Source organism: Paenibacillus sp. EKM212P (assembly GCF_011066115.1).
GTDB classification, from domain to species: domain Bacteria; phylum Bacillota; class Bacilli; order Paenibacillales; family Paenibacillaceae; genus Paenibacillus; species Paenibacillus polymyxa_B.
Genome location: NZ_JAAMNR010000001.1, coordinates 593,176 through 609,353, shown reverse-complemented (window position 1 = coordinate 609,353; position 16,178 = coordinate 593,176). Strand labels below are relative to the sequence as shown.

Annotated in this window: 13 protein-coding genes and 4 pseudogenes; 11 read left to right on the top strand and 6 right to left on the bottom strand. The window is 44.8% G+C overall.

What is annotated here, in order from left to right; genetic code table 11:
* Positions 1 to 13: 13 nt before the first annotated feature.
* Complete coding sequence (locus G9G54_RS02865) at positions 14 to 769, bottom strand: helix-turn-helix domain-containing protein (RefSeq protein WP_165175957.1); 756 nt, start codon at positions 767 to 769, stop codon at positions 14 to 16.
* A gap of 228 nt (positions 770 to 997) precedes the next feature.
* Between G9G54_RS02865 and G9G54_RS02860 the strand changes: the two genes are divergently transcribed.
* A complete protein-coding gene (locus G9G54_RS02860; protein ID WP_165175956.1) occupies positions 998 to 1,876 on the top strand; it encodes a radical SAM/SPASM domain-containing protein in 879 nt (292 codons plus the stop codon).
* 143 nt (positions 1,877 to 2,019) lie between these two features.
* Here G9G54_RS02860 and G9G54_RS02855 read toward each other — a convergent pair whose 3' ends face one another.
* The gene (locus tag G9G54_RS02855; protein ID WP_023987933.1) at positions 2,020 to 2,586 is read right to left on the bottom strand and encodes a TetR/AcrR family transcriptional regulator; all 567 of its coding nucleotides are present in this window, start codon (positions 2,584 to 2,586) and stop codon (positions 2,020 to 2,022) included.
* A 196-nt stretch (positions 2,587 to 2,782) separates the two neighbouring features.
* Here G9G54_RS02855 and lpdA point away from each other — a divergent pair, with 196 nt between their 5' ends.
* The 5 genes from lpdA to G9G54_RS02840 all read left to right on the top strand — a co-directional run bounded on the left by lpdA (position 2,783) and on the right by G9G54_RS02840 (position 8,156).
* The gene (lpdA, locus tag G9G54_RS02850) at positions 2,783 to 4,168 is read left to right on the top strand and encodes a dihydrolipoyl dehydrogenase (protein WP_165175954.1); all 1,386 of its coding nucleotides are present in this window, start codon (positions 2,783 to 2,785) and stop codon (positions 4,166 to 4,168) included.
* A 121-nt stretch (positions 4,169 to 4,289) separates the two neighbouring features.
* On the top strand, positions 4,290 to 4,730 hold the full coding sequence (locus tag G9G54_RS25355) for a hypothetical protein (protein ID WP_238807680.1): 441 nt from the start codon (positions 4,290 to 4,292) through the stop codon (positions 4,728 to 4,730).
* Positions 4,700 to 5,110 (top strand): helix-turn-helix transcriptional regulator, encoded by a 411-nt coding sequence (locus G9G54_RS25350; RefSeq protein WP_238807671.1) that lies wholly within the window; start codon positions 4,700 to 4,702, stop codon positions 5,108 to 5,110. The genes G9G54_RS25355 and G9G54_RS25350 overlap by 31 nt, the downstream gene beginning before the upstream one ends.
* On the top strand, positions 5,089 to 6,114 hold the full coding sequence (locus G9G54_RS25345) for an ABC transporter substrate-binding protein (protein WP_238807669.1): 1,026 nt from the start codon (positions 5,089 to 5,091) through the stop codon (positions 6,112 to 6,114). Before G9G54_RS25350 ends, G9G54_RS25345 begins: the two co-directional genes overlap by 22 nt.
* Positions 6,115 to 6,461: 347 nt before the next feature.
* Complete coding sequence (locus G9G54_RS02840) at positions 6,462 to 8,156, top strand: methyl-accepting chemotaxis protein (protein WP_165175952.1); 1,695 nt, start codon at positions 6,462 to 6,464, stop codon at positions 8,154 to 8,156.
* Positions 8,157 to 8,249: 93 nt separating this feature from the next.
* Here G9G54_RS02840 and G9G54_RS02835 read toward each other — a convergent pair whose 3' ends face one another.
* The 3 genes and pseudogenes from G9G54_RS02835 to G9G54_RS02825 all read right to left on the bottom strand — a co-directional run bounded on the left by G9G54_RS02835 (position 8,250) and on the right by G9G54_RS02825 (position 10,316).
* Complete coding sequence (locus G9G54_RS02835) at positions 8,250 to 8,660, bottom strand: DUF4183 domain-containing protein (RefSeq protein ID WP_076157079.1); 411 nt, start codon at positions 8,658 to 8,660, stop codon at positions 8,250 to 8,252.
* A gap of 90 nt (positions 8,661 to 8,750) precedes the next feature.
* Positions 8,751 to 9,565: pseudogene (locus tag G9G54_RS02830) on the bottom strand (DNA alkylation repair protein).
* Positions 9,566 to 9,641: 76 nt separating this feature from the next.
* Complete coding sequence (locus G9G54_RS02825) at positions 9,642 to 10,316, bottom strand: Crp/Fnr family transcriptional regulator (protein WP_165175950.1); 675 nt, start codon at positions 10,314 to 10,316, stop codon at positions 9,642 to 9,644.
* A 206-nt stretch (positions 10,317 to 10,522) separates the two neighbouring features.
* Between G9G54_RS02825 and G9G54_RS02820 the strand changes: the two are divergent.
* Positions 10,523 to 11,517, top strand: a pseudogene (locus tag G9G54_RS02820) (ankyrin repeat domain-containing protein).
* Positions 11,518 to 11,606: 89 nt separating this feature from the next.
* Here the strand turns inward: G9G54_RS02820 and G9G54_RS02815 are convergent.
* Positions 11,607 to 11,873, bottom strand: a pseudogene (locus G9G54_RS02815) (LysR substrate-binding domain-containing protein); the annotation flags it as partial.
* Here G9G54_RS02815 and G9G54_RS02810 point away from each other — a divergent pair.
* The 4 genes and pseudogenes from G9G54_RS02810 to G9G54_RS02795 form a co-directional block, all read left to right on the top strand.
* Positions 11,857 to 12,072: pseudogene (locus G9G54_RS02810) on the top strand (methyltransferase); the annotation flags it as partial. The pseudogenes G9G54_RS02815 and G9G54_RS02810 sit on opposite strands and share 17 nt — an antisense overlap.
* Positions 12,073 to 12,425: 353 nt before the next feature.
* Positions 12,426 to 13,172, top strand: coding sequence for a DeoR/GlpR family DNA-binding transcription regulator (locus tag G9G54_RS02805; protein WP_023987941.1), 747 nt, complete (start codon positions 12,426 to 12,428; stop codon positions 13,170 to 13,172).
* A 2-nt stretch (positions 13,173 to 13,174) separates the two neighbouring features.
* Positions 13,175 to 14,086, top strand: coding sequence for a 1-phosphofructokinase (gene pfkB / locus G9G54_RS02800; RefSeq protein ID WP_165175948.1), 912 nt, complete (start codon positions 13,175 to 13,177; stop codon positions 14,084 to 14,086).
* 67 nt (positions 14,087 to 14,153) lie between these two features.
* Positions 14,154 to 16,082 (top strand): PTS fructose transporter subunit IIABC, encoded by a 1,929-nt coding sequence (locus tag G9G54_RS02795; RefSeq protein ID WP_165175946.1) that lies wholly within the window; start codon positions 14,154 to 14,156, stop codon positions 16,080 to 16,082.
* Positions 16,083 to 16,178: the final 96 nt, after the last annotated feature.

The window sequence follows — 16,178 nt, the reverse complement described above, 5'->3', positions numbered from 1 at the left end:
CGCCCTCCAAGATTTATTCTACTTTAACCTGAATTTCGTATTGCAGCTTGTTGTTGTCGAACATCGAAAGATAAGATTTTTCTACTAGAACAATCTTGCTTTGGCAGTTATATTGGTGATGAGCTACATATCGTTCCATTTGTTTAATTTCATAATCAATCTCAGGCTCTTCAATGACGGAAAGATGCTTATAAAGATAGTTTCCTTCTTCCAGAATATAGTCAGCCACATCCACCGTTTCATAACACAGCTTCACCTGTCCGGCATCAGACAAGTAATGCAGGTCATTTTCAAATAATCGAGGTGGGGCAGGGTGGTGTTCAAATAAGTTTCCGGCAGTGAGCTCTTGACCATTCTCCAATGCAAACCATAGCTTTAAATGACGGGGACCTAATCGTTTGACCTGATATTCATCATTTCGCTGAGTCAGGCTATCATGTTCTTCTAGCACTTTGTGAATAAACTGTTCATGCATCTTCAAGTTAGCTATTTCAGCTTGTACCTTCTGCAACGAATGCTCTAAAAGCTGGTTATAGTCATCGGCAGCATAGGAAGTCATACATTCTTGAATCTGACCGACAGGGACATTTAATTTGCGTAACAATAAAATATGCGAAAGCTGATAAATCTCATGAATCCCGTACATCCGATATTGATTTTCTTCTGTATGTGATGGATACAGGATTCCCTTTTCTTCAAAATATCGCAGTTGATGTACAGATACATTCATGAGCTGAGCAAGCTGACTGATCGTAATGTGTTCTTTCAATGACAGGACTCCTTACTGATAGTTGAATAACTCCACTATAAACCTTAGGTCAGACCTAGGGTCAATAGAAAATATCAAATCAAATTTTGGATAGGCGTAGGTGTCGAGCATTTGATGCCCATACCAAGGGGAGGCTGGAGAGTTTACCTGACGGTGATAACCCGTTATAATCATAAGATTAGTGAGCATAAACAAGATGCTCAGGATGAAGGTTAGAATGGGGAAATCATGTTGAAAACTTTTAAAAAGGTATACATTGAGATAACGAGCATTTGCAATCTCGCATGCAGTTTTTGTCCTCAAACACAGCGTGTCAAAAAATTTATTGATCCGGAAATCTTTCGAAATGTGCTTGATCAGGTCAAACCACATACGGATTACATCTATTTGCATGTAAAAGGAGAGCCGTTGCTCCATCCGAAAATTGATCTTTTGCTGGAAAGTGCTCATGAGAAAGGATTGAAGGTCAATATTACCACCAATGGTACCTTGCTGCCGAAGACCGGACATAAGCTGCTTGGGCAACCAGCGCTGCGTCAGATGAACTTCTCTCTTCACAGCTTTGACGGGCACGAAGGCTCCGTGGATCGAGAAGGATATTTGGGTAATATTTTCACGTTTGTAAGAGAAGCAGTAAAACACAATGTCATTATTTCGTTCCGTCTCTGGAACCTGACTCAGGATAATCTGACTAATGTGCAGCGTCAGCGCAACCGGGAAACGCTTGAACGACTGGAGCAAGAGTTTGGACTGGACTATCGGATTGAGGAAAAGGTGATACCAGGCAGTGGGGTCAAAATCGCACCAAACGTTTATTTGAATCAAGACCATGAATTTGAATGGCCGAGCCTCAGTGCCCCGGAAGATGACGGAAAAGGCTTTTGCCATGCACTCCGTAGCCAGGCGGCGGTATTGGTGGATGGAACGGTGGTCCCTTGCTGTCTGGATGGAGAAGGCGTCATAAATTTAGGTAACGTGCATGAACAATCTTTTTCCGACATTGTGGAAGGGGAGCGTGCAAACCGTCTGTACTTCGGGTTCTCTAAGAGAGAAGCGGTAGAAGAGTTATGCCGAAAATGCGGGTACCGCAAACGATTTGGAACATAACGGAGATTTGGCAGGTGGAGACTTCGAATCTCTGACAAATCGTTACCTCCGTTTTGAGTTTAGATTCTTAGGAAAAATCCGCTAAACATCAAGGATTTCTTGGTGTTTAGCGGATTTTTTGCATACGTAAAACATACTTACATTCAACTATTAACCAGCGCTTTGGCATACTGTTTGCCTGCCGAGAGAAGGCTGTCACTCAGTTTAGGATCATTAACAGAACGTGCAAGCACAAGAGAACCAACCATACTACTGAACAATGCACTGCCCTTGGACTGATCCATTCCCCCCAAATTGGAGATAAACGTAATCATTCTTTCCAACTCCTGCGTGAATATCTGCCGGATTTCTTCGGAAGAACGGGCTATTTCTACGGAAAGGGCAGGAATAATACAGCCTATTTCTGTTCGATCACGGTGATGGGTGCTTAAATAGTAATCGATGACAACATTAATTTTAGGATCTTGCTTTTCTTGGTCAACGGCCTCCTGAAGCAGTGCGAGGGTATCACTGACGGCATAGCGACAGGCTTCGGCGACTAGCTGTTCTTTGTTATCAAAGTGTGAATAAAACCCGCCGTGAGTTAATCCTGCCCCTTTCATAATAAAGGGCACACTTACATCTTGAATACCGTTGGCACGGAAAGCTTGGGCAGCACTTTCAACGATCTTACTCCGCACTTTCATCTTATGGCCTTTTGGATAAGGCATTGTAATCACTCCACGGGTTTATAATGCTAACTTCAAAATATTATAATCATCATAATAAAACGTGTCAATTTGTCTTCCTATAACGACAACTTCAGAAAGGCTGATCAAGACTATTGACGCTTTTAAAATATGATGACTATAATATATTATAGTCATCATATTTTAAATCATGCCATTTTAACAGGAGGTATTAGTTATGAGCAAGCATGAATCTGTAGAAACACTGGTCATTGGATCAGGGCCAGGAGGTTATGTGGCAGCATTGCGTTCTTCTCAGCTTGGAATGAAAACGGCGATTGTTGAACGCAGTCAGCTAGGTGGAGTGTGCACGAATGTGGGCTGCATTCCATCCAAAGCTTTGATTGCCGAAGCACATCGCTATGAGATACTCAGGCAGGTAAATCAGGCAGATGCAGCGATGTCATTCGTGAATGCTCAGGCTTTCAAACAGGGGATTGTGAATAAGCAGGCAGGCGGAGTTGGCTTTTTAATGAAAACGGCAGGTGTGAGCATTCTGGAAGGGGAGGCGAGTTTGGTTGATGGGCATACAGCCATCATCAATCAAAATGGAGCGGAACAAACGATATCCTTTAAGTATGCCATATTGGCAACCGGCTCCCGTCCAATCGAGCTGAAAGCATTTCCGTTTGGCGGACGTATTTTGTCCTCTACAGAGGCGCTTTCGCTTCCAGCGGTTCCGTCCAGCCTGATCGTGATAGGTGGTGGATATATTGGCGTTGAGCTTGGACAAATGTATGCCAAATTTGGAACAAAGGTAATGATTCTGGAGGGAGGGGAACGGGTGCTGCCGGGATTTGAGACGGACCTTGTGGCCCCTGTTGTTAAGCAATTGAAAACAGATGGTGCAAGCATCGTAACTGGGGCGATAGCCGAAAAAGTCGTGCAGAATACGGATACTATTACGCTGCATTATTCAAAAGATCAAGAGCAGCATCATGTCACCGCTGAGTTTGTATTAGTTACTGTAGGCAGAAAACCGAATACGGATGGCAGATTAGGATTGGAGCACATTGGCTTGCCACTGACGAGCAGGGGGTTGATCGAGACAGACGAGCAGTGTAGAACGGCTATTCCGCATATTTTTGCCATTGGAGATATTACGGAGGGTCCAGCCCTTGCCCATAAGGCTTCCTATGAAGCGAAGATTGCGGCAGAAGCGATTGCAGGTCAAGCTGCTAAAGTGGATTATAAAGCCATGCCGCTGGTTGTCTTTTCTGAACCAGAGCTGGCTAGTGTTGGCCTAAGTGAAACAGAAGCAAAGGAAAAAGCCTTACCGATTGTCATTGGCAGAGCTTCCTTTGCAATTAACGGCAGAGCATTGGCGCTAAGGGCAGCAGAGGGGTACATCAAAATCGTAGCAAAGCAGGGGTCGGGGATCGTACTGGGGGCGCAAATCGTCGGCGTCGAAGCTTCAACACTCATTTCCGAGCTTGCTCTGGCTATAGAGATGGGAGCAACCGTAGAAGACTTAGCTCTAACCATTCATCCCCATCCTACATTGGGAGAAGTAATCATGGAGGCTGCGGAGAATGCGGTTAGAAAAATGGACCGTCCAAAGTAGAGGCTCCGTATGAAATCACTTCATTGCCTGTGAGAATAATTATCAACTATAATATATTATAGTTTGAATATGAGCGTGAGCAGGCACGTGGATGGTTTAGATCGGGGGCTGAACAAAAGCAATGAAGTTGAATGATCACATTTTGCTGTGGAATCATGTTTTTATACAGGTGATGGATGTTCGTCATAAGAAGATCGAAGAAGGGGAGGAGCTACGAACCTACTTACTTCCTGCCAGTGCGTTCTTGTATACCGTTCGTGGAAACGCACGGGTACGGTTGGATAACAGTATTCACAGGGTAGAGCGTTTCCATGTACTGCATGGCGGAAAAGGAATGTGCCTGAGTATCCTGGCGGAAGAGGTGCTTGAATATTACATCATTTTGTACAAGGCAACGTTGGCCCTGCCTAGCCGCAAAGAGATTGCACAATTGCTGGAAAAGGAAAATCCTTTTCAGAACCAGTATGCTTTCGCACCTCATTACCCACTGCCCCTGTACGAGCCTATATTCGTGAGCATTTTAGCCGGCCTATGGCACTTGAGTCCATTGCAGAGGAGCTAGAATGCAGTATTGGACATTTATCCAGGTTGTTCAAAAATAAAATGCATACCAGTCCGATTCATTACTTGGGCCAAGTAAGAGCAGATCGAGCGGCAGAACTGCTAATGCAGACGGACGCCACTTTGCAGGAGATCGCAGAGCGTGTGGGATATCCAGATGCCCATTCTTTAAGTTGCAGCTTCAAGAAATATAAGGGACTATCTCCCGTACGATTCAAAAAGGAGCGGGAGCATCCTGCCCAGAAGCAAGATCAGGATATGCCCCAAACGATGCTTAAATCTGCCCTTCAGCGGACATCTTTCACACGTTATACTGATATTGATTATCAATATCGGTATCTGCGGAAGGGGATTTATTCATGCACGGAAGAGTCAAAATAACGGCCATGATGATTATGCTGTGTTTATCTTTGATGCTGGGAGCTTGCTCGGCACCGACGAATACAATTGGAAGATCGCAAACGAAGACTAATCATACAGCGACATCATCCAACAGCGATGGACAAGCGGCAGTGCAAGCACAGACAAGAACGGTTAAGACATTAAAAGGCGATGTGGAAGTACCTGCAAACCCGAAACGAGTGGCATCGGATCAGTATATGGGGCATCTTTTGAAGCTGGGGATTATTCCGGTGGGGGTTAGAAGCTATATGCTGAATGAGGCTTGGATTGATCGATCGGGATATCCCAAAGAGAAGTTGGCCGGAATCAAGGATCTCGGTGATTTTCCTATGGATTTAGAGGAACTGACCGTTCTGCAACCGGATTTAATTATCGGTTCAATCGAAAAGAACATCGACAGCTACCAAAAGGTAGGAACGACCGTGTTCCTGCCGTATTGGGAGGGCGAATCTACAGCGGGACCGCTGGATAGATTCCGTAGAATCAGTGAAATCTTTGGCAAGCAGAAAGAAGCCGAGCAGTGGATTACTGAATACGAGAAGAAAGCTGCAGAGGCCAGAACGAAAATTCAAGGTATCGTTAAGGACGGAGAGACGGTTTCAATTGTACAAGTCGCCAATAAATCGATATATGTTTTGGCAGCGAAAGGCGGCAATTACGGAAGTCCGACCATTTATCAGATGCTAAAGCTGCCACCTACCAAGAAGGCATTGAACATGAAAGAAGGTTTTGAAAATATTTCACTTGAGGTTTTACCCGAGTATATGGGAGATCACATCTTTGTAAACGGTTCAGAAGATGAAGGGGCTAATCAGATTCTGCATAGTGAGCTATGGAAAGGACTTCCGGCTGTAAAAAAAGGACAGGTTTATATGTACGGTTCATTCAGCGATAAAGAGGATGAGTTTGTGATGGAAGAGCCTTATTCATTGGAACTTCAATCGGATACGATAGTTAATCTCTTATTAGCCCACAAAAAATAAAGCTGAATACAGCTATAAAAATCAAAATACGTTACCGATGAAACACATGATATAGAAAAATAAACTGCTAAAAACGAGGGTGAACCTCTGTGTTTTAGCAGTTTTTTTGTCGTAATTCAACAGAGGCACTCTCACCTCAGTCGCTTATGGTAGTCGTCACCGCGCCATTAATGGCGGCCGTTCGCTGCAACGTCCCCGTTTACAAAAAACAGTGACTATTCTCACAAAAAACGACATATTCCGACACTGGAATGCCATATTATAGTAAGTGTTGATAGGCTATAATCGTAGCAGTGAAAACGGATGGTCACAAAAATTTATTAGAGTCAGGATTGGTGGTTCAAATAATGAAGCTGGCAACAAAATTAACCTGGATGATGCTCATCATACTGCTTCTCGTAGGCTCCTCCATTGGATACTTCGGATATCGTACCGCTTATCATCAAGTGGATGAAGCTGCTGGGATCGAGCTGGTGGGTTGCGCCAATATTACGACTGGCCTTATAGATCCTGCGGATATATCGGCTCTGGTCAGTGGAGATAACAGCAAACTTGCTGCCATTGAAGACCGGATCGGCTGGATTGTAGCACATAAGCCTATTTTTAAAGAGGCTTTCATTATCTCCTTGGATGGAAAAATTCTGGCCGCCGATGCCAACTTCAAGCAAAGAGGCTATCAAGCTGGCGATTCCTTCTACTTCACAGACGAAGACAAAGAAATGATAACTACCATGAAGCATTCAGCATATTCCAAGGTTTATACATATGAAGGAACCTCGCTCAAAACCGGATACGGCCCCATTTATCAGGACCATGATCCCACCAAGCCCATTGTTGCACTGATGGCCATCAATTTTGACGGTTCGTTAATTCAGGAACGGACGTTGGATATTATTGTTCAACCCTTTATTATTGGCGGCTCCATTTTCATCGTGGCTATCCTTGTTGTTTACCTGTTGATTCGCCATATGGTAAGTCCGCTTACCAAGCTGTCAGCCTCTGTGAATACCATTACCAAAGGCGACCTTACTCATGAACCGCTTCTTTTCAAAAGCAAGGATGAAATCGGGACGCTGGCCCGCGATTTCAACGATATGACAATGAACCTGCGCAACCTGATTACTCAGGTCAATGACACCTCTATGCTGGTCGCTTCTTCCTCTCAAGAGCTGTCTGCCAGCGCACAGGCAACAAACCGTGCTGGAGAGCATAGCGTGAATGTTACGATTGAGTTAGCCGATGGGGCGCATAACCAACTGGAGAATCTGGAAGGAAGCTATAAAGCTGTTCAGGATATGTCACGCTTCATCAGCGATATTGCCGGCAATGCGGACATTGCAATGAACAAGGCCGCGGATAATGTCCAGAAAGCACGTCTTGGCCGGGAATCGATGGATTCCACCACCTCCCAAATGGGAGTTGTCAGCGAAAGCATCGGCGATCTCTCAAGCATTATTCATACGCTTGGCAGCCATTCCAAGGAGATTGAGAACATTGTCGGCACCATCGCCAGCATCGCCGAGGAGACCAACTTGCTGTCTTTGAATGCAGCGATAGAAGCTGCGCGCGCCGGAGAAAAAGGTCAGGGCTTCGCCGTTGTCGCTGGCTCTGTCCGCAAGCTAGCCGAACGTTCTGCCAATTCTGCCACACAAATCAGCGAGCTGATCAGTCTGATTATCGCTCAAATGGACAAGGCAGGAGAAACTATGAAGCGTTCCACGGACGAAATGATGCAGGGCAAAGAGTTGATCATATCGGCCGGACGCTCCTTCTCCGAGATCGAGGTCTCCATCTCCGATATGTCTTCCCAAAGCGAGCAAATATCAGCCACAGTTCGGGATCTGGCGCTGATCTCTGAAGGGCTCGTTGAAGCCATTCAGAATACCGTAATGGTCTCTAACCATACGGCTGAAGGGGCAAAGTCCCTGTCAGCCTCTTCGGAGCAACAGCTTGCTGCCATGCAAGAAGTGGAATCCTCTGCAGCGCTTCTCTCATCACTTGCCGAGAAGCTTCAGGTGCTTGTGGAGAACTTCAAGATTTAAATATTCGAGGTTCAAAGAGAAATAAACCGCTAAAGACGAGGGGAAACCCTGTGTTTGGCGGCTTTTTTATAGTAATTTTACGAAGGCTTTCTCTCAGTCGCTTATGGTAGTCGTTACTGTGACATTGTTGACAGAGGTTGAGGAAGCACTAGAGTTGAAATTAACAACCTCAACGACTACTGTTGCACCAACAATCAGGCCTGTATTTATAATTAGATTTGTAGCAGAAAGCGTTGTTAAGCCGCCTCGCTGCAACGTCCCATTTACAAATACATTATAGTATCCGCTAATGGTCGGAACAACAAGACTGTTTGCCGCGACTGAAGTACCACTATCATTCGTGAAATTTTGTGCCGGGATAGTGGTCACTCCACCTAATATATTACCAAGCACGACAATAGCTGTGTAACGATTAACCACTGGAGTGACATTGATACTTGTTGTAATAGCAATGTTTCCAGATACGATACTGTCTGCTTCCAGATAGATTCGAATAATAGACATAGGAATTCCTCCATTCCTAATATTCCAGATAAATATTATAGTTTATGTGAATATTCTAGATATGGATTGGATGGGGGAGGAGTCTTCCAATTATTTCTCTTTGTTCAAGCTTCTTTGGGCCCGGGTTACTATTCGCTTCGTTTCTTTGGTATCCGAAATCATCAGCCATGCATTACAAACTTTGAGAACCCATTCCGGATTGGTTTTGCTGGCATCATTCAACCAATTGCCCACGGAGTCCTGAAGACATATTTGACCGGATCGGACTGAACACCCTCCAAGAGAGGAAGAGCCAACTCGGGATGTTCTTTTAGTTCAGGGATGTGCTTGGCCCAAACGCCTTGTGGCCGGGTTAATTCAATGGCAAAACGACGTATGTTAGCATCCTCATCTCGCACCCAACTGTCTAACAGGGCAAGCCCTTCAAGCAGTTGCAAGGATATGGATTCTCTCACGGCCATCCAGGCTATTTCACGTACTCCGAAATGGGAATCCGCTGCAAAGGGGCGAATGCCAGCCAATTTTTCCTCTACACTTAAACGGGGATCAACCCCGATGATGTAGGCAGCCCAGCAGCGAATGCTGTCTGAAAGATGGGAGGCCATCGCATCAAAGATGCGAATACGTTCTTCTATCGCTTGTTGCTCAAACACATGAAGCCACGCTCGCGCGATTGCGGGTATTATTTTCATGATCTTCTTTTCCTTCAGCTGATTCAATTCGGTCAGGAAGACATCGGATGATCGCTGCAAGCCAAATTCATCAAGAGTATTTTGCAATAGTACAACATGATCGACAGCCAGCCATTCGGTGAGATTCACCGTCTCAAGCCGCCCCTGCTGTAGCAGCTGAAGCACATCATTAGGAATATCTAACCCTTTGCGAGCACCTTTTCGTTGTAACATTTCATCCACTCCATATCATAAATTGTCTGATAGGTATACGATACTTTTTTGGGTTGGAGTATAGATGTAATGTAGTTTACAACTTCACTAACTTTTCGCGATGGATGTAAATCGTCTTAAAGCCGGTTTTAATGACCTTTTCTTTAACAAGCTCCTGAAGAGCAGTGGTTACAGCCTCACGGGTGGCCCCGACCAGATTCGCAATTTCTTGATGGGAGAGAGGAAAATTGATTTTGCAATACTCATCACGGCTTTGGAGGGCGAACTGATCGGACAATTTCAGAAGAATATACAAAATTTTATCCTGTAAATTTCCCAAAGCTAAATGCTGGGCCAGACTGCTCATTCCTGAGATTCGGTCACTTAACACCTTGATCATGTTCATCATGAACCTGGGATGTTCTATTAAAAAATGCTCGAATCGGACTTTGTCCATCCGGCAGATATCGCATTCTTCTATCGTTTCTATATACATCTCCCTTGTTCCTAGTGAAATCATATCCATTTCACCAAATACATTTCCCTCGCGGAGGATATCCAAAGTAAATTGCTTCCCGTCAGCATTTAGCTTATATAGACGTACTTTGCCCTTTTTCACAAAATAAAGTCCCTCGGAAAAGGTCTCTGGAGTTTGTATAAAGGTTTTTTTCGGTATAGTCGTAATGGAGGTCATTTGATCCATTTCAATTAAATCTTCTAATGAGAGACTATGAAGCAAATTAAATTGGGACAAATATTGAATGCTATTCATATGTTCTCCTTTTCGGTTGCACAGGGTATACAGAATCATAATACAATTATAGCTTCTCTAAGGTATTTTGACCTCTATTACTCACTTGTTTGCGCTAGAGTGAATAATGAATTTTGGGGAATCTGTTGGATTTATACAAAGGAGAGGTTGGTATAAAATGGATATACATAATTAATAGTAGATACATAAAGAGTGAGGGTATAACGATGATTAAATTAAAAGATGTAGGCAATTTCGAGGTTCTTCCTGAGATAGCGATGCATATCGTTCAAGGCAATATATTACACTCATCACTGAGCAAATGGAAGTCTTGAAGCTACTGGTCGATGAGGGGGTCCAACTTAATGTGAAGGATAATCCCGCATTCCTGAAGGCTGTTCGCTATGGTACCGAAGAGATTGTCCGTTATGTGGTCGCCCATGGCGCGAAGCTGGACGGGAAAAATCATGTCAAATCCGGTGCCTATGAGCAAGCCTACTACGGTAACAAAAGCAATATGCTGCTTATCCATGAGCTGGGCCTCGATATGAAGCAGCATGCTGGAGCAACACTCCGCAACGCAGTTAGTAAGCATGACCTGAAAACAGTAGCATTACTATTGGAACATGGCGTAGATATTAATTTCAATGCCCCTAATATGGTATATCCTTATAAAGCCACACCTTTGACAGTGGCGGTACGCAACAATGATTTTGCGATGGTGAAGTATTTGGTTCAGCAAGGCGCTGATGTGACGCTGGCAGAAAAAGATGGAGAACGGGCATATACAATTGCACTAAGTAATAAAAACGTAGAAATGGGTGAGTATTTAAAGTCTGTAGAGCCTCCAGCATTTCATAATCTGGAAAATAAACGACATGCTTTGAAAAGCTACAAGCTTCCAAAGGAGGTTGTTGCCTTTCTGATGGGGGATCAGCTCCGTGTGGACCTGCCAGAAAATGATCTTGATATTCAATTTGTTGATTTCTTCTCATTCATAGATACGGTTGAGATGAAGGTGGGTCGGCAAAAGCTGTTGCGTTTGTCTCTAAACGTAGACAATTACTCAGATATCATATTGGTGTGGAATCCGAGGCAGAAGTGCCTGGGTTATTATGACGAGGAGCATCAGGAATATGCGGATGTGTGCAGCTTTGCCGAGTTTCTTGCACAGCCGGAAGATTATCTGGAGAAGATTATTGAGGGGGAATATTTATCATAACGAGGTGAGCCATGAATGCGGTATGCACGCAGTCATGGCTCTTGTTATTTTAAAATACAGCGCTAGTGTACACAGATGCCTAATGCTCATCAGGAATGGTTACGTATGAGCTGAATGAGATTTAGGGTAGCGGTAGATAGGGGTTCGTTCTTGCGGGTACAGATGGCGATTGAATTGAGAAGCTGGATGTCTTCTACATATACCCGGCACAGCTCGCCGCGTTCTACATATTCACGCACGACCAGTGAGGACACAAAGTTGGCACCATATCCGGCAATAACCGCGGTAATCGCCTCATGCAGCCCTGTGAAGTTTAGGGTGACTTGGGGGGGGGCGGGGGCACTTCGCTTCTCGCATCCTGGCACCGTTATTATCGGTGATAATGTTATCCGTGAAGGAGAAGTGGTTCAAGCTTATAGCACAGACCCTCGTGTGCAGGGAGTAAGAAAGTTTTATGAGATGCTAGCTGAGGAATCAAGAATTACAGCTACAGCTGTCCAAACCGTGGGGAGCAAGGGGTATGACGGTTTCGTCATTGGAATCGTTAAGGGCTGAACGCTGAGCATCTCGATTGGCTAAACACAAAGGGGAGCAATCTTCGTGTTTAGCCTTTTTCTGAGTAGTAGAGAAGGTGGGGACGAATTGTGCGCATAATGGTAAAATAGTACTGATGGAAGCTTTAGAACGTTTTTGAACGTTTACTGCTGAATTCCTATGTAAGAAGAATGAATTTACATAAAAGTAGATGAAATTTCTTTAAAATGTAAACGCAATCATGCTGATTAGAGCAGGAATTCACCATTTTGTAAAAAAATGAATTAGAAATGAATTTTTTTGAACCTTTTTGAAGAAAAGTGATTGTTTTTTGTCAAGTTTGTGGTACGATATGAACAGTTGGGGGAATGATGATGCTGACGGAAGAAAGATACAAGTTAATAATACAGCGCTTACAAGAATGTGGTGTTGTAAAGTTGCAAGAATTGGCTGATCTGTTGGGAGCTTCTGAGTCAACGATTCGGCGTGATTTGATAGATCTTGAGGGCCGTCAGTTGCTCAAGCGGATTCATGGCGGGGCAACCTTGCTGAATCAGAAAAGTCAGGAACCTGGCATGGAAGAAAAAACATTCAAAAACGTTCAAGAAAAAAATGCGGTGGCCCGTATAGCAGCCAAAGAAATTTTGGATGGCGAATGTATTTATCTGGATGCGGGAACAACAACGATGGCGATGATTCCTTACATTGAAGCTAAAGACGTGACGGTCGTGACGAATGGACTATCCCACGTAGAAGCACTGGTAAGCAAAAGAATCAGAAGCTATCTACTGGGAGGGATGATGAAAATTCATACCAAAGCCGTAATCGGGAGTATTGCCCTACAAAATTTGGACAATTTTCGATTCGACAAGTGCTTTCTAGGAACGAACGGGGTGGATATGGAAATGGGGTATACAACTCCTGATCCCGAAGAGGCGCTGATCAAGCGACGTGCTCACCAGCTGTCTGGCAAAACGTATGTGTTAGCCGATTCCAGCAAAATTGGAGAAGTAACCTTCGCCAAACTGTTCGAGCTCAAGGAAGCTATACTTATTACTGAATCGATGCCAGAACGGTCACGCCGATCCATCGCTCAGAAAACTAAGATAATCGAGGGATAACAATGATATATACAGTAACGCTGAACCCTTCCATTGATTATATCGTGGAAGTTGATGATTTGAAGCTTGGTGATTTGAACCGGATGAAACGTGATTTAAAACTGCCTGGTGGTAAGGGAATTAATGTATCACGTGTACTGAACCAGTTGGAAGCAGATAGCACGGCGATTGGTTTTCTCGGAGGGTTCACAGGCAGGTTTATCGACGATACATTGCGGGAAGAATCCATTAAAACTGATTTTGTAATGATCGAAGATGACACACGGATTAACATTAAGCTCAAGCATGGCGATGAAACGGAAATTAATGGTTTGGGACCTGCGATTCGTGAGCAAGAGGCCGATGCGTTGGTGCAAAAGCTGGCGGGACTCCAGAAAAATGACATTGTCGTCTTGTCGGGAAGTATTCCACCGTCACTTGGAGGAGACTTCTATGATCGGCTGATTAGCGTATGCCAGCAAACTGGAGCTGAATTCGTCATCGACACCACAGGTGAGGCGCTGATGAAGGCACTGGTTCATAAACCGCTGCTCATCAAGCCGAATCACCACGAGCTGGCTGAGTTGTTTGGCGTAACGATTCATTCAAAGGAGGAGATCGTCACTTACGGTCGTAAGCTGCTGGAAGCAGGCGCAAAAAATGTACTGATTTCCATGGCAGGAGAAGGGGCTTTGTTCATTACGGCAGATGAAGTGTATCACGCAAATGTACCAGCAGGTACGGTGAAAAATTCTGTAGGCGCAGGTGATTCAATGATTGCTGGATTCGTGGGTACGCTGGCTCTTCATGGCGATCCGATCGAAGCATTCCGTGCAGGAGTGGCATCCGGAAGCGCAACTGCGTTTTCCGATGATCTGGCTACTAAAGAGAAAATTGAACAATTACGGCCGCAAGTCACGATTTCAAAACGGTAATCCATCTGCATCATGAGCTTATTATGCGTGTGTCAACACGCTGATCGAACTTAGGAGAGTGTGAAAAATGAGAATAACAGACCTGATGATTAAAGAAACGATGATCATGGACCTCCAGGCGACGACAAAAGACGAGGCGATTGAGGAGCTTATCGCTAGTCTCGAAGCAAGTGGACGTATTAATGACCGTGCCTTGTTTAAAGAAATGATTTACAAACGTGAAGCAGAGTCTAGCACTGGAATCGGCGGCGGCATTGCGATGCCGCATGCCAAGACTAAAGCTGTGAATGAAGCGACTGTCGTTTTCGCCAAAAGCAGTAAAGGTGTAGAATTCGAATCGTTGGACGGTGAGCCGGCAAAAGTGTTCTTTATGATTGCGGCTCCAGAGGGAGCAGCAAATACGCATCTTCGCACACTAGCGGCTCTTTCCCGGCTTCTAATTGATACCGATTTCATTGACAAACTGATGAATACGCAAACACCGGATGAAGTATCCGAGCTGTTTGATACCAAGCAGGCGGAAGAAGAAGCAGCCAAGAAAGCAAAAGAAGCAAAGAAAGAGGCTGCCAAAGCACAGAAAACGCCGGATGTTATCGTTGGTAACCCGAATTCAGACGAGTTTGTGGTTGCGGTGACTGCCTGCCCTACAGGCATTGCGCATACGTTTATGGCTGAAGACGCTCTCATTAAGAAAGCGACAGAAATGGGTGTTAACATCCGGGTAGAAACGAATGGCTCGGAAGGTGCGCAAAACGTACTGACAGCGGATGAAATTCGCCGTGCCAAAGGTGTAATCGTTGCTGCTGACAAAAAGGTTGAAATGGCCAGATTTGACGGTAAACCTGTATTGCAAAGACCGGTAAGCGACGGTATCCGTAAATCTGAGGAACTGATCCGCAAAGCGCTGAACGGCGATGCCCCAATTTATCGTAGTGAAGGTAAAAGCAGCGCTGAAGAGTCGAAAGCGGAGAAGAGCAGCGTGGGCAGTAAAATCTATAAGGATTTAATGAACGGTATTTCTCATATGCTGCCATTCGTTGTAGGCGGGGGGATTTTGTTAGCAATTTCCTTCTTGATTGAACAAGTGGCAGGAGAAGACAATGCATTGTTCCAACTGTTGCAGACAATTGGCGGTGGAACAGGTGCGTTCCACTTCCTAATTCCGATACTGGCCGGATTTATCGCGATGAGCATTGGAGACCGCCCGGCACTGATGCCAGGTATGGTTGGGGGTCTTATGGCTGTAAACTCTAATGCAGGCTTCCTTGGCGGTCTGGCAGCTGGTTTCATGGCTGGTTATGTGGTAATCTTCCTGCGTAAAGCTTTTGCAGGTCTGCCGAAAGCACTGGATGGTTTAAAACCAATCTTGTTATACCCTGTATTTGGACTTCTAATTTCAGGCGCGATTATGTTCTACCTGTTCGATCCAATTTTCGGTGGTATTAATACGTGGCTTGTTAATGTTTTGAACAATTTGGGAACAGGTAATGCAGTTATTTTGGGTCTGATCCTGGGCGGAATGATGTCGATCGACATGGGTGGTCCTTTTAACAAAGCAGCTTACGCATTTTCGATCGGTGTCTTTACTTCCAGCGGTAACACGAACGGTGCTATGATGGCGGCTGTTATGGCGGGTGGTATGGTACCTCCGCTGGCGATCGCATTAGCTTCGACGTTCTTCAAAAATAAGTTTACTGAGCAAGAGCGCAAGTCTGGCTTGACGAACTATGTACTTGGATTGTCCTTCATTACGGAAGGAGCCATTCCATTCGCAGCTGCCGATCCTCTGCGTGTCCTGACCTCTTGTATTGTAGGTTCAGCGATTGCTGGTGGTCTGACGCAGTTCTGGCAAATCAATCTTCCAGCTCCACATGGCGGAATTTTTGTAGCAGCTCTTGCCAATCATGCTTTGCTGTTCTTGCTTGCAGTCGTGATCGGCTCCGTGATTTCCGCGCTCATTCTGGGACTGTGGAAAAAACCGCTCGAAGCGAAATAACGGGTATGTCAAGAGTATAAAAATAAAAAGAGGGCCACATTTCCTTAGGCCATCAAAATAGTAAAGCCGCTAAATACCAGGTTTCTGAGTGTTTGG

What these genes read in the sequence shown, in the direction of transcription:
- G9G54_RS25345 (WP_238807669.1), top strand. Translation starts at nt 5,089, where the DNA reads ATGCACGGAAGAGTCAAAATAACGGCCATGATGATTATGCTGTGTTTA.
- G9G54_RS02860 (WP_165175956.1), top strand. Translation starts at nt 998, where the DNA reads ATGTTGAAAACTTTTAAAAAGGTATACATTGAGATAACGAGCATTTGC.
- G9G54_RS02855 (WP_023987933.1), bottom strand. Translation starts at nt 2,586, where the DNA reads ATGCCTTATCCAAAAGGCCATAAGATGAAAGTGCGGAGTAAGATCGTT.
- G9G54_RS02835 (WP_076157079.1), bottom strand. Translation starts at nt 8,660, where the DNA reads ATGTCTATTATTCGAATCTATCTGGAAGCAGACAGTATCGTATCTGGA.
- G9G54_RS02805 (WP_023987941.1), top strand. Translation starts at nt 12,426, where the DNA reads ATGCTGACGGAAGAAAGATACAAGTTAATAATACAGCGCTTACAAGAA.
- lpdA (WP_165175954.1), top strand. Translation starts at nt 2,783, where the DNA reads ATGAGCAAGCATGAATCTGTAGAAACACTGGTCATTGGATCAGGGCCA.
- G9G54_RS02795 (WP_165175946.1), top strand. Translation starts at nt 14,154, where the DNA reads ATGAGAATAACAGACCTGATGATTAAAGAAACGATGATCATGGACCTC.
- G9G54_RS25355 (WP_238807680.1), top strand. Translation starts at nt 4,290, where the DNA reads ATGAAGTTGAATGATCACATTTTGCTGTGGAATCATGTTTTTATACAG.
- G9G54_RS02840 (WP_165175952.1), top strand. Translation starts at nt 6,462, where the DNA reads ATGAAGCTGGCAACAAAATTAACCTGGATGATGCTCATCATACTGCTT.
- G9G54_RS25350 (WP_238807671.1), top strand. Translation starts at nt 4,700, where the DNA reads ATGGCACTTGAGTCCATTGCAGAGGAGCTAGAATGCAGTATTGGACAT.
- pfkB (WP_165175948.1), top strand. Translation starts at nt 13,175, where the DNA reads ATGATATATACAGTAACGCTGAACCCTTCCATTGATTATATCGTGGAA.
- G9G54_RS02825 (WP_165175950.1), bottom strand. Translation starts at nt 10,316, where the DNA reads ATGAATAGCATTCAATATTTGTCCCAATTTAATTTGCTTCATAGTCTC.